The organism is Kitasatospora sp. NPDC001225 (assembly GCF_053597855.1).
Map to the genome: position 1 here is coordinate 71,243 of NZ_JBSFJC010000023.1, position 13,181 is coordinate 84,423.

Below are 13,181 nucleotides of genomic sequence, written 5' to 3' on the forward strand. Positions count from 1 at the left end.
CCAAACGGCCGCACAGCCAAACGGCCGCACAGCCGAACGGCCGTACGGCGAAACGGCGGGCGGGCGCCCGGGGAAGACCCCGAACGCCCGCCCGCCGCGGAGGACCCGCGCGCTACCGCGCTTCGCCCGGCCGTGCCTACTTGGTGCCGCGCTTCGCGAGGAAGGCCTCGACCTCGGCCCGGATCTCCGGCGTGTCCAGACCGCGCACCGTCATGGTGGTGCGGCGGCGCAGCACGTCGTCCGTGGTGTACGCCCACTCGTTGTCCGCCGCGTACGCGACCTGCGCCCAGACGTCCGGACCGTCCTCGTGGATCGGCCGGCCGAGCTCCGGGTTCTCGTCGATCATGCGGGCGATGTCGAAGGACAGGGTGCCGTAGTGGCTGGCCAGGTGCTTGGCCACCAGCGGCTCCATCCGCGAGCCCGGGTCGCGGTCGATCAGCAGGCGGTGCGCCACCGCGTTCGGCGCGCCGACGCCCGGCAGCGGGACGGTCGGGGCGATCGGGGACATGTCCTCGCCGAGGCTGGTGCCGGGCACGTGGGCCAGCTTCTCCAGCACGGTGCGGCCGATGTGCCGGTAGGTGGTCCACTTGCCGCCGGAGACCGACAGCATGCCGCCGCGGCCCTCGGTGACGACCGTCTCGCGCTTGGCGGCGGCGGTGTCGCCCGGGCCGCCCGGGAGCACCCGCAGGCCGGCGAAGGAGTAGGTGACCAGGTCGCGGTCGAGGTGCTCGTCACGGATCGCGTGCGCGGCCTCGCCCATGATCTGGTCGATGTCCGCCTCGGTGGCCCGGACGTCCTTCGGGTCGCCGGTGTACTCCTCGTCGGTGGTGCCGAGCAGGACGTGGTCCTCCCACGGGATGGCGAAGGAGACGCGGTACTTGTCGATCGGGATGGTCAGCGCGGCGCGCCACGGCGCCCGGCGCTTGACGACCACGTGGGCGCCCTTGGAGAGGCGGATCGACGGCGCGGCGCCCGCGTCCTCCATCTTGCGCAGGTGGTCCACCCACGGGCCGGTGGCGTTCAGCACCAGGCGGGCGTCGATGCCGAACTCGCTGCCGTCCAGGCGGTCGCGCAGCTCGGCGCCGGTGACCCGGCCGCCGGTGAAGCGCAGGCCGGTGACCTCGGCGTGGTTGAGCACCACGGCGCCGGCGTCGACGGCGGCGCGCACGGTCATCACGGCGACGCGCGAGTCGTTCATCTGGTGGTCGCCGTAGACGGCCACCGAGCGCAGGCCCTCGGTGCGCAGCGCGGGCACCTGCTGGGCGGCGTGCGCGGCGGTGGAGACCCGGCCCATGCCGTCGCGGAAGGCGGACAGCGCCGAGTACAGGAAGACGCCGGCGCCGAGCTTGGCGGCGCCGTGCGGGCCGCCCTTGTAGACCGGCACGAAGAAGGTCAGCGGGTTGACCAGGTGCGGGGCCACGTCGGTGGAGAGCGCGCGGCGCTCCTTGTGGTTCTCCGCGACCAGCTTGACCGCGCCGGTCTGCAGGTAGCGCAGACCGCCGTGGACGAGCTTGGAGGAGGCGCTGGAGGTGGCACCGGCGAAGTCGCCGGCGTCGACCATGGCGACCTTCAGGCCGGCCTGGGACGCGGTCCAGGCGACGGCCGTGCCGAGGATGCCGCCCCCGATCACCAGCAGGTCGTAGGTGGCCTTGCCGAGCAGTTCGCGGGTCTCGGCGCGGGAGGCGGTGTGGCCGGCGGTGCGCTCGGCGCCCAGGGTCGGGATGGTTGCCATGGTGGTTGTGTACGGCGCGCGGGTCGGGCGGCGCCGTTACTCCTCTCGTGTGCGGTGCGGCCTCTGCGGGAGAGGCCGGTCGGCCCGGTGCGGCGGGCCGGTGAAACGCGGTGACACCCGCTGCCGGAACGGCGGGCGGCCGGTCGGGGCACGGGGCCCCGACCGGCTGTCGGTCAGTTGTTCTCTTCTTCCTCCACCCAGCCCATGGTGCGCTCCACGGCCTTGAGCCACTTCTTGTACTCACGCTCCCGGGTGGCCTCGTCCATGCGCGGGGTCCACTCGGCGGCGCGGTGCCAGTTGGCCCGCAGGGTGTCGAGGTCGTTCCAGAAGCCGACGGCGAGTCCGGCCGCGTAGGCGGCGCCGAGGGCGGTGGTCTCGGCCACGTAGGGCCGCTCGACCGGGGCGTCCAGGACGTCGGCGATGTTCTGCATGAGCAGGTTGTTGCTGGTCATGCCGCCGTCGACCTTGAGGGCGGTGAGCTCGACCCCGGAGTCCTTCTGCATGGCGTCGACGACCTCGCGGGTCTGCCAGGCGGTGGCCTCCAGGACGGCCCGGGCCAGGTGGCCCTTGGTGACGTACCGGGTCAGACCGGCGATCACACCGCGGGCGTCGGAGCGCCAGTACGGGGCGAACAGGCCGGAGAAGGCCGGGACGAAGTAGGCGCCGCCGTTGTCCTCGACGGTGTTGGCGAGGGTCTCGATCTCGGCGGCGGTCGAGATGATGCCGAGCTGGTCGCGCAGCCACTGGACGAGCGAGCCGGTGACGGCGATCGAGCCTTCCAGGGCGTACACCGGGGCCTGGTCGCCGATCCGGTAGCCGACGGTGGTCAGCAGGCCGTGGTACGAGTTGACGATCTTCTCGCCGGTGTTCAGCAGGAGGAAGGTGCCGGTGCCGTAGGTGGACTTGGCCTCGCCCTCGTCGAAGCAGGTCTGGCCGAACAGCGCGGCCTGCTGGTCGCCGAGCGCGGAGGCGACCGGGACGCCGGCCAGGTCGCCGACGGCCTCGCCGTACACCTCGGCGGAGGAGCGGATCTCCGGCAGGACGGACATCGGGACGCCCATCGACTCGGCGATCTTGTCGTCCCACTGCAGGGTGTGCAGGTTCATCAGCATGGTGCGGCTGGCGTTGGTGACGTCCGTGACGTGCTTGCCGCCGTCGACACCACCGGTGAGGTTCCAGATCACCCAGGTGTCCATGGTGCCGAACAGGATGTCGCCGGCCTCGGCGCGCTCGCGCAGGCCCTCGACGTTGTCCAGCAGCCAGCGGATCTTCGGGCCGGCGAAGTAGCTGGCCAGCGGGAGGCCGGTCTCGCGGCGGAAGCGGTCCTGGCCGACGTTGCGGCCCAGCTCGCGGCAGAGGCCCTCGGTGCGGGTGTCCTGCCACACCAGCGCGTTGTGCACGGGCTCGCCGGTGTTCTTGTCCCACAGGACGGTGGTCTCGCGCTGGTTGGTGATGCCGATCGCGCGGATGTCGTCCTTGGTCAGGCCGGCCTTCTCCAGCGCGCCGCGGACGACCGACTGCACCCGGGTCCAGATCTCGGCGGCGTCGTGCTCGACGTAGCCGGGCTGGGGGAAGATCTGCCGGTGCTCCTGCTGGTCGACGGCGACGATCCGGCCGTCGGCGCCGAAGATGATGCAGCGGCTGGAGGTGGTGCCCTGGTCGATCGCGGCGATGTAGTTACCGGTGGAGGTCATGGGGAGGGTCCTCGGCTCGGGTTCGGGGGTTACGGGGTGGGTGGGCCTGACGCGTCGGTCGGTCAGTCCCCGTGTGCGGCGGGGTCGAACCCGTCCTTTAGAAGATGGCGTTGTAGAGGCCGCCGGCCGCGAGTCCGCCCAGGATCGGGCCGACGACCGGGATCCAGGCGTACGACCAGTCGGAGCCGCCCTTGTTCGGGATCGGCAGCAGGGCGTGCGCGATGCGCGGGCCGAGGTCACGGGCCGGGTTGATCGCGTAGCCGGTCGGGCCGCCCAGCGAGAGGCCGATGCCGACGACGGTGAAGGCGACCATCAGGGTGCCGGTGCCGGACTGGGAGAGGCCGCTGTTGGTGCCGATGGTGAGGATCGCGAAGCAGAGCACGAAGGTGCCGATGACCTCGGTGATCACGTTCTGGACCGGGTTCCGGATCTCGGGGCCGGTCGAGAAGATGCCGAGGGTGGGCTCCTTGTTCGCGTTGAACTGGCCCAGGTAGGTGGCCCAGACCAGGACGGCGCCGATGATCGCGCCGAGCAGCTGGGAGCCGAGGTAGAGCGGCACCTGGCTCCACTCGCCGCTCTTGACCGCGAGGGCGATGGTGACGGCCGGGTTGAGGTGGGCACCGGACTTCGGGGCCGACATGTAGGCGGCGATGAGGACCGCGAATCCCCAGCCGAAGGTGATCGCCAGCCAGCCGGCGTTGACGGCCTTCGACTTCTTGAGGGTCACGGCGGCGCAGACGCCACCGCCGAGAAGTATCAGGGCGGCGGTGCCGAGGGTTTCGCCGACGAAGACGTCGCCGTTGGAGAACGCGGACACAAAGACTCCCTTGTCCATATGGCCCGGAGGGTGGGTGGGGGCAGGCGGCCGGTCGATCGTTGTGCGGGTGAGCGCACTGTGGGAGTGATCTCTCCGGCCATCGTTCGACAATGTCGACCGTCATGCGGAAGCTTCCTCCCCAGGTCGCCCCCGCGTCAAGGCAGGGTTACGGAGCTGTGACCCTGACCCCGACAGGTCCGTCGACGTTACCGAGCGGAGCGCCCCGAAACAGGACAAAACGCCAGAGGCGCGGACAGGCCTCCGCCCGTCCGCGCCTCAGCGTGACGAATCGACGGCCCTCCGCGAGCCGCCCGTGGATGTGCTCAGAACCGCCCGGCACCCAGGTCGCGGGAGATCGCCCGTGCCGCGCTGCGCACCGAGGCCACCAGCGAGGGCTTCACGAAGCCGTCCTCGCAGACCCGCTCGACCGCCCCGCTGATGCAGACCGCGCCCACCGGGTTGCGCCGCCGGTCCTGGATCAGCGCGCCGATCGAGGCCACGCCCTCCCAGGTCTCCTCGATCGAGTCCGCCCAGCCGCGCTCCCGGACCAGCGCGCACTCGGCGTCCACGTCGGCCGCCTCGGTCAGCGTGCGCACGGTGTACGACTCGTACGGGCCGTCGCCCAACTCGCCGCGCGCGACCGGGTCGTAGGACACCAGCACCTTGCCCAGGGCGGTGCTGTGCAGCGGCTGCATGGAGCCCACCTCCAGCACTTGCCGGGTGTCGTCCGGCCGGAACACGTGGTGCACGATCAGCACGCCCTGCTGGTGCAGCACGCCCAGGTAGACCGTCTCCCCGGCCGCCCGGGCCAGGTCGTCCGCCCACACCAGCGCCCGCGCCCGCAGCTCGTGCACGTCCAGGTAGCTCTGGCCCAGCCGCAGCAGCTCGGCGCCCAGCTGGTACTTGCCGGTCTCCGGGTCCTGCTCGACGAACCCCTCCTGCTGCAGCGTGCGCAGGATGCCGTGCGCCGTGCCCTTGGCCAGGTCCAGTGCCGTCGAGACCTCGGACAGGCCGAGCCGGCGCTCGCCGCCGGCCAGCAGGCGCATGATCGCGGCGGCCCGGGAAAGCGACTGGATCGGGCCGGGCATGGGAACCTCCGCGCTGACAGGCGGTCGACATTGTCGACCACAGTGGTGACGGGACGAGTCTGCCAGGCCGCCCCGACTCCGTGCACCTTCCCCCCGGGTAACCCGCCCTCGACCCCGTGTTCACCTGCCGTGCGCCCAGGTCCGGGCCGGGGCGTGCACACGCGATCCCGCGCCGGTCCTCACCGCCCCGCGCCGGGCCTCACCCCGCCCGCGAGGTCAGCCCACCGCCTCCGCGCACTGCGCCCGCAGCACCGTCACCTCCGCCGCCAGCGCCGCGATCCCGTTCGTCCCGACCCGGCAGCAGCCGCCCACCAGCCGCGCGCCGTCCGCGAGCCAGCCGCCCACCCGGGCCGAGCGGAAGGTCGGCTCGCCGCGCCAGCCCCGGCGGCCGGCGTCCCAGCTCTCCCCGCTGTTCGGATAGACCACCACCGGCTTCCCGGTCACCTCGGCGGCCACCGCCACCGCCCGGTCCGCGTCCTGCGGCGTGCAGCAGTTGACGCCCACCGCGACCACCTCGTCCACGTCGGCGGCCAGCGCGAACGCCTCCGCCAGCGGCTGTCCGGCCCTGGTCCGGTCGCCCTCGATGCTGTACGACAGCCAGGCCGGCACTCCCAGCCCGCGCACCAGCCCCAGCAGCGCCCGCGCCTCGTCCACGTCCGGCACCGTCTCCAGCGCCAGCACGTCCGGCCGGGCCGCCGCCAGCACCTCCAGCCGCGGCCGGTGGAAGTCCGCCAGCTCCGCGACGCCCAGCCCGTACCGGCCCCGGTACTCCGAGCCGTCCGCCAGCACCGCCCCGTACGGGCCCACCGAGGCCGCCACCCAGCGCCGCCGCCCGCCCGGCTCCGGGCGCGCCGCCTCCCGGGCCAGCTCCACGCTGCTCGCCAGCAGCCGGGCGGCCTGCGCCCGGCCGACCCCGCGGCGCGCGAAGCCCTCGAAACTCGCCTGGTAGCTCGCGGTTATCGCGACGTCGGCGCCCGCCGCGAAGTACGCCCGGTGTGCCGCCACCACCGCCTGCGGGTCGTCCGCCAGCAGCCGCGCCGACCAGAGCCCGTCCGAGAGGTCGTGCCCGGCCGCCGCCAACTGGTTCGACATCCCTCCGTCGAGCACCAGCGGACCGGCGGCCAGCGCGGCGGCGAAGTCCGGCGGGGGAGCAGTGGGCATGGCGGCCTCCTCGGGCAGAGTTCCTGGTCACAGCCTAGAGGCGGAGGCCCCCGCCGGGCAGGAAAACCATTTGCCGCCGGGGAACGCACTCGCTACGTTGTGCTCAGCCCGAGAAGAACGGCCTGATCACAACGGCCGGAACAGACCTCGGACGACGATCCAGCACCGGCACGGCAGGCCCGGTGGCACCGGCGACGACGGAAAGGAGCCCGGCGATGGCAGCGGACGACCAGCCGCCCCCCACCGGGCCCGGGGCCGAGGAGGAGTGGCTCGCCGCGTACGACCCGCGCGCCTACACCCCGGTCGCCGTCACCGTGGACGTGGTCGCCCTGACCTTGCGCCACGGCGGCCTGCACGTCCTGCTCGTCGAACGCGGTGCCCCGCCCTACCAGGGCTGCTGGGCGCTGCCCGGCGGCTTCCTGCGCGCTGGCGAGGAGGGCCTGGACGAGGCAGCCGCCCGCGAGCTCGCCGAGGAGACGGGCCTGCAGAGCGCCTCCGAGGCCGAGACCAGGCTCTGCCGCCTCCATCTGGAGCAGCTCGGCACCTACGGCACCCCCGAGCGGGATCCGCGGATGCACGTCGTCTCGGTCGCCTACCTCGCCTTCGCCCCAGACCTGCCCGACCCCCAGGCCGGAACGGACGCCGCGGCCGCCGCCTGGCACCCCGTCTCCGACCTGGACCTCCGGCCCTGCGGCCGGTCCCGAACGGCCGGTGTGCCCGCCGACACCCACGGGGGTGGCGTCGACGGGCGCACCGGCCCCGGCCCGCTCACGCTGGCCTTCGACCACGCCCGCATCCTCGCCGACGGCCTCGACCGGGTGCGCGCCAAACTCGAGTACAGCCCGCTGGCCACCGCCTTCCTGCCGTACGACTTCACCATCCCCGACCTCCGCGCCGTCTACGAGGCGGTCTGGGACGAGAAGCTCCACCCCGGCAACTTCCACCGCAAGGTGCTGTCCGTGCCCGGCTTCGTCGAGAGCACCGGCACCACCACCGAGCGCGGCGGAGCCCGCGGCGGCCCCCGCGCCCGCACCTACCACGCCGGCGACGCCCGCCTGCTGCACCCCGCGCTGCTCCGCCCCGCCCGCGAAGGCACGGCCGACGACGACGCGGCCGACAGCACGGCCGACGACGCGGGCTCCCGCTGAGGGTCCGCGGCCCCCGGCGGCACCCTCGGCCGACCGGGCTACCATCCGGCCATGACCACTGACGAGGCGACGACCGCCGACGAGGCCCAGCAGACCGCCCACCGGCCCTTCTCGCACTGCCACTTCTGCGGTACGCCCTACCCGGCCGACACCCGCGCCTGGCCGCGCACCTGCCCCGGCTGCGCCGAGATCAGCTACCGCAACCCGCTGCCCGTCGCGATCACCGTCCTCCCCGTCACCCGCCCCGACGCCGACCCGGCCCTGGTCGTCATCCGCCGCACCATCGAGCCCGGCTACGGCGAACTCGCCTTCCCCGGCGGCTACATGGACTACGGCGAGAGCTGGCAGCAGGCCTGCGTGCGCGAACTGCACGAGGAGACCGGCATCACCGCCGACCCGGCGGAGGTCACCCTGATCCACACCGCCTCCGACCCCGACGGCCGCTTCGTGATGCTCTGCGGACTGCTCCCGGCCCGCCCGCTCGCCGACCTCCCGCCCTCGCGCCCCACCGACGAGACCGACGGCTGGCTGCTCGCCACCGCCGAAACCCCGCTCGTCTGGGACTTCCACAACGGCGTCCTGCGCCGCTGGTTCAGCGGCGAGTTCACCCCCCGCTGACCCACCGGCCGACCCTGGCGCGGCGGGCGATCACATGGCATGGTCTGCACCGACAGCCCAACCGGACGGGTCTGCCACGAGCGCTCCCGTCCCCACCACCGGCCGGGAGACCACCACCGTGAGCACCCCACCGCAGGACCAGCCGCTCTGGCGCCCCAACCCCGCTCGCGCCGCCGCCACCACCCTGGTGGCCTTCCAGGCCTGGGCCGCCGAACACCACGGCGCCCCGGCCGCCCCGCTCGCCCCGGCCGCCGACGACCAGCAGGCCGCCGAGCGCTACGCGGACCTGCACGCCTGGTCCACCGAGGACCTCGACCGGTTCTGGACCGCGATCACCCAGTGGTTCGACGTCCGCTTCACCCGGGCCCCCGAAGCCGTCCTCGCCGACGCCGCCATGCCCGGCGCCCGCTGGTTCCCCGGCGCCCGCCTCAACTACGCCGAGCACGCCCTGCGCGCCGCCGACGACCCGGCCAACGCCGACCGCCCCGCGATCCTCCACCTCGACGAGACCACCGAGCAGCCGGCCGTCCTCACCTGGTCCGAGCTCCGCCGCCAGGTCGGCTCGCTCGCCGCCGCCCTGCGCGCCCGCGGCATCGGCCCCGGCGACCGGGTCAGCGCCTACCTGCCCAACGTCCCGCAGGCCGCCGTCGCCCTGCTCGCCACCGCCGCCGTCGGCGCGGTCTGGACCAGCTGCGCCCCCGACTTCGGCGCCCGCAGCGTCCTCGACCGCCTCCAGCAGATCGAGCCCGCCGTCCTCTTCGCCATCGACGGCTACCACTACGGCGGCAAGGACCACGACCGCACCGAGGTCGTCGCCGAGCTGCGCCGCGAACTCCCCAGCCTGCACACCGTCGTGCACGTCCCGCTGCTCGGCGCCCCCGCCCCCGAGGGCGCCCTGCACTGGGACGACCTGGTCGCCGACGACGTGGAGCCGGTCTTCGAGCCCGTCCCCTTCGACCACCCGCTCTGGGTCCTCTACTCCTCCGGCACCACCGGCCTGCCCAAGGCCATCGTCCAGAGCCAGGGCGGCATCCTGCTCGAACACCTCAAGCAGGCCGGCCTCCACCTCGACCTCGGCCCCCGGGACCGCTTCCTCTGGTACACCTCCACCGGCTGGATGATGTGGAACTTCCTGCTGGCCGGCCTCCTCGTCGGGTCCACGATCGTCACCTACGACGGCAGCCCGGGCCACCCCGACACCGGCGCCCTCTGGTCCGTGGCCGCCCGCACCGGCGCCACCGTCCTCGGCACCTCCGCCGCCTACGTGATCGCCAGCCGCAAGGCCGAACTCCACCCCGGCCGCGACCTCGACCTCTCCGCCGTGCGCTGCATCGGCACCACCGGCTCCCCGCTCCCGCCGGACGGCTTCCGCTGGATCTACCAGGAGGTCAAGGAGGACGTCTGGCTCGCCTCCGTCAGCGGCGGCACCGACGTCTGCTCCTGCTTCGTCGGCGGCGTCCCCACCCTCCCGGTGCACCTCGGCGAGATCCAGGCCCCCTGCCTCGGCGCGGCCGTCGAGTCCTGGGACGTCCAGGGCCACCCGCACACCGACACCGTCGGCGAACTCGTCGTCACCAAGCCCATCCCCTCGATGCCCACCGGCTTCTGGAACGACCCCGAGGGCACCCGGTACCACGACAGCTACTTCGACATGTACCCCGGCGTCTGGCGCCACGGCGACTGGATCACCGTCACCTCCCGGGGCACCGTCGTCATCCACGGCCGCTCCGACTCCACCCTCAACCGCCAGGGCGTCCGGATGGGCTCCTCGGACATCTACGAGATCGTCGAGCGCCTCCCCGAGATCGCCGAGTCCCTGGTCATCGGCCTGGAGGAGCCCGACGGCGGCTACTGGATGCCGCTGTTCGTCGTCCTCGCCCCCGGTGCGGAGCTGAACGACGACCTGATCGGCCGCATCCGCACCTCGCTGCGCACCGAGCTCTCCCCGCGCCACGTGCCCGACGAGGTCATCGCCGTCGACGGCCTCCCGCACACCCTCACCGGCAAGCGGATCGAGGTCCCGGTCAAGCGCATCCTCTCCGGCACCCCGCTGGAGCAGGCCGTCAACCCCGGCTCCGTCGACCGCATCGAGCACCTGCGCTTCTTCGAGCGGCTCCGCCTCGACCGCCAGGCCTGACCGGCCCCGGGGCACACGAAAGGGGCGCCCCCACCGTCCTGGTGGGAGCGCCCCTTCTCATGCCGCTACGTCGGCTGCCCGCCCTACTCGCCGGAGAGCACCTGCTGCGCGGCGGCCCGCGCCTCCTCGGCGCTGTCCGCGGCCCGGGCCGCCTCGGCCGCCCGGCGGCACTGCGCCAGCGTGTACTTGGCGAGCGTGGTCCGCACGTAGGGGATCGAGGCCGCGCCCATCGACAGGCTGGTGACGCCCAGACCGGTCAGCACCACGGCCAGCAGCGGGTCGGCGGCGGCCTCGCCGCAGACCCCGCAGCTCTTGCCGCTCACCCGCGCGGCGTCGGCAGCCGCGGCGACCAGGTCCAGCAGGGCCGGCTGCCACGGGTCCTGGAGCCGGGCCAGCGCACCGACCTGACGGTCGGCCGCGAAGGTGTACTGCGCGAGGTCGTTGGTCCCCAGCGAGAGGAACTCGACCTCCTGGAGGATCGACCTGGCGCGCAGCGCGGCCGACGGGATCTCCACCATCGCGCCGAACTTGGCGTCCAGCCCGGCCTCCCGGCAGGCGGCCGCGAAGTCCTTGGCGTCCTTGCGGTCGGCCACCATCGGGGCCATCACCTCGAGGTGCACCGGCAGGCCCTCGGCCGCCTTGGCCAGCGACCGGAGCTGGGTCCGCAGCACCTCGGGGTGCTCGAGCAGGGTGCGCAGACCGCGCACGCCCAGCGCCGGGTTCGGCTCGTCGGCCGGGGTCAGGAAGTCCAGCGGCTTGTCCGCGCCGGCGTCCAGCACCCGGACCACGACCCGGCCCTCGGGGAAGGCCTCCAGCACCTTGCGGTACGCCTCGACCTGCTTCTCGGCGCTGGGCGCCTTCGCCGAGTCGTCCAGGAACAGGAACTCGGTGCGGAACAGGCCGACGCCCTCGGCGCCGTTCTCCAGCGCGGCCGGCACGTCGGCCGGGCCGCCCACGTTGGCGAGCAGCGGCACCCGGTGACCGTCCGAGGTCTGCCCCGGGCCGGAGGAGGCGGCCAGCGCGGCCTTGCGCGCGGCGGCGGCCGCCCGCAGCTCGTCCTGCTTCTCCTGGGACGGCTCCAGCAGGACATCGCCGGAGCTGCCGTCCACCGCGACGACGGTGCCCTCGGCGACCTCGATCGCGCCGGGCAGCGCCACGACGGCCGGCACGCCCATCGCCCGGGCCAGGATGGCGCTGTGGCTGGTCGGCCCGCCCTCCTCGGTCACGAAGCCGAGCACCAGCGTCGGGTCGAGCAGCGCGGTGTCGGCCGGCGCCAGGTCCCGCGCGAACAGCACGTACGGCTCGTCGCTGTCCGGCACGCCCGGCATCGGCACGCCGAGCAGCCGGGCCACGATCCGGTTGCGCACGTCGTCCAGGTCGGCGACCCGCCCGGCCAGGTACTCCCCGGCGGAGGCGAGCAGCGCCCGGTAGGCCGCGAACGCGTCGTAGACGCCGCGCTCGGCGCTGCTGCCGACGGCGATCCGGCGGGACACGTCGGCCATCAGCTCGGGGTCCTGCGCCATCAGCGCCTGGGCCTCCAGCACGGCCTGGGCCTCGCCGCCCGCGAGGTTGCCGCGCGCGACGAGGTCGGCGGCGACCGCCTCGACGGCGGCCTGGGCGCGGGCCTGCTCGCGCGGGGCGTCCTCGGTCGGGATCTGGGTGGCCGGGGGCTCCAGCACCGCCGTCCCCATGTGCCGCACCTGGCCGATCGCGACCCCGTGGCTCACGCCCACGCCGCGCAGCGTCTTCTCCATGTCACTGTCTCCGCTGAGATGAGCGGCCCCGCCGGGAACCGCTGTGTGTGGGGGCCGCCCCGTCATCTCGTCCGGGGCGGGTGTCGGAAGGAAGGGGTCAGCTCCAGCTGAACAGCTGCTCGCCGGCCTTGGCCTCGCCGTCCTCCCGCAGGTCGCCGAGCGAGTCGGCGGTGGCCTCCAGCGCCACGATCGGCGAGATCGGCGACTTGCCGGCGGCCTCGACGGCGGCCGGGTCCCACTTGATGACGGCCTGACCACGGGTCACCGTGTCGCCCTTGTTGACGAGCAGTTCGAAGCCCTCGCCGTTGAGCTGAACGGTGTCGATCCCGAGGTGGGTCAGCACACCGTGGCCCTCGGCGTCCACGACGACGAACGCGTGCGGGTGCATGGAGACGACGACACCGTCCACCGGAGCGACCGCCGTGGTCTGCTCGCGAACGGGGTCGACCGCGGTGCCCGGGCCGACCATCGCACCCGAGAACACCGGGTCGGGCACGCCCGCGAGCCCCACGATCTTGCCGGTCAGCGGCGACGTCACAGTGGTCATGGTTGTGCCTCCCAAGTGCAGTACAGCGAGCGGCCGCGAGGAGCGGCGCGACGATCAACTGAAGCCTAATTCATGTCAACTTCGGACAACTGCTGACATTCCCGGGCGAAGACCCCGCCCTTGCCTACCTAGCCGGCCGGCGACTCACCGGCCCGCTAGTGGTCTAGTCCTCTGGCCGATGCGCCGCACTCTACAGGCATCTTGGCGAATCGAGACCATTGCTGTATATGCTCGCGAGAGCAACAAATCATGCCGCCGTCCGAGCGACCCCGGGTGCGCCCCGGTTCGCGCTCCGGCTGCCGACCCGCTATGGTTGGGCGAGTCGCCGCAACTCGGCGGTTAACGCCAGATTTCAGATGCAAAAACCCCCGGTAAACGGAACGGAAAGCATCTGGTAAGCTGGAAACACGAAAGAACGAAGCCCGGAGGGTCCGCTGGAAGGCGGTCCGAAGGAAGCGTCCGTTCCTTGAGAACTCAACAGCGTG

The 13,181-nt window shown here is 73.2% G+C and carries 10 protein-coding genes; 3 read left to right on the forward strand and 7 right to left on the reverse strand.

Translation table 11 applies throughout. From position 1 onward, the window contains the following. Positions 1-136: 136 nt before the first annotated feature. From ACWDCZ_RS10845 to mmuM, 5 genes are all read right to left on the reverse strand, one after another. Entirely contained in the window at positions 137-1,732 is a 1,596-nt protein-coding gene (locus ACWDCZ_RS10845) for a glycerol-3-phosphate dehydrogenase/oxidase (protein ID WP_117492420.1), read from the reverse strand. A 173-nt stretch (positions 1,733-1,905) separates the two neighbouring features. Continuing rightward, positions 1,906-3,426 (reverse strand): glycerol kinase GlpK, encoded by a 1,521-nt coding sequence (gene glpK, locus ACWDCZ_RS10850; protein ID WP_049657375.1) that lies wholly within the window; start codon positions 3,424-3,426, stop codon positions 1,906-1,908. Positions 3,427-3,523: 97 nt separating this feature from the next. Further along, the gene (locus ACWDCZ_RS10855) at positions 3,524-4,243 is read right to left on the reverse strand and encodes an MIP/aquaporin family protein (RefSeq protein WP_234348595.1); all 720 of its coding nucleotides are present in this window, start codon (positions 4,241-4,243) and stop codon (positions 3,524-3,526) included. 323 nt (positions 4,244-4,566) lie between these two features. Continuing rightward, positions 4,567-5,331, reverse strand: a complete 765-nt coding sequence (locus ACWDCZ_RS10860; protein ID WP_049657378.1) for an IclR family transcriptional regulator — start codon at positions 5,329-5,331, stop codon at positions 4,567-4,569. A gap of 216 nt (positions 5,332-5,547) precedes the next feature. After that, positions 5,548-6,492 (reverse strand): homocysteine S-methyltransferase, encoded by a 945-nt coding sequence (gene mmuM / locus ACWDCZ_RS10865; protein WP_449815764.1) that lies wholly within the window; start codon positions 6,490-6,492, stop codon positions 5,548-5,550. A gap of 215 nt (positions 6,493-6,707) precedes the next feature. On the opposite strand from mmuM, the gene ACWDCZ_RS10870 reads away from it, so the two are divergent. From ACWDCZ_RS10870 to ACWDCZ_RS10880, 3 genes are all read left to right on the forward strand, one after another. Then, positions 6,708-7,640 (forward strand): NUDIX hydrolase, encoded by a 933-nt coding sequence (locus tag ACWDCZ_RS10870; RefSeq protein ID WP_387830670.1) that lies wholly within the window; start codon positions 6,708-6,710, stop codon positions 7,638-7,640. Positions 7,641-7,691: 51 nt separating this feature from the next. Continuing rightward, on the forward strand, positions 7,692-8,258 hold the full coding sequence (locus ACWDCZ_RS10875) for an NUDIX domain-containing protein (protein ID WP_049657694.1): 567 nt from the start codon (positions 7,692-7,694) through the stop codon (positions 8,256-8,258). A gap of 118 nt (positions 8,259-8,376) precedes the next feature. Continuing rightward, a complete protein-coding gene (locus ACWDCZ_RS10880) occupies positions 8,377-10,395 on the forward strand; it encodes an acetoacetate--CoA ligase (RefSeq protein WP_449815765.1) in 2,019 nt (672 codons plus the stop codon). A gap of 83 nt (positions 10,396-10,478) precedes the next feature. Here the strand turns inward: ACWDCZ_RS10880 and ptsP are convergent, their stop codons facing one another. Both ptsP and ACWDCZ_RS10890 read right to left on the reverse strand, forming a co-directional pair. Further along, a complete protein-coding gene (ptsP, locus tag ACWDCZ_RS10885; protein ID WP_049657698.1) occupies positions 10,479-12,149 on the reverse strand; it encodes a phosphoenolpyruvate--protein phosphotransferase in 1,671 nt (556 codons plus the stop codon). A 97-nt stretch (positions 12,150-12,246) separates the two neighbouring features. Continuing rightward, positions 12,247-12,696, reverse strand: a complete 450-nt coding sequence (locus tag ACWDCZ_RS10890; protein WP_049657699.1) for a PTS sugar transporter subunit IIA — start codon at positions 12,694-12,696, stop codon at positions 12,247-12,249. Between the last annotated feature and the right edge of the window lie 485 nt (positions 12,697-13,181).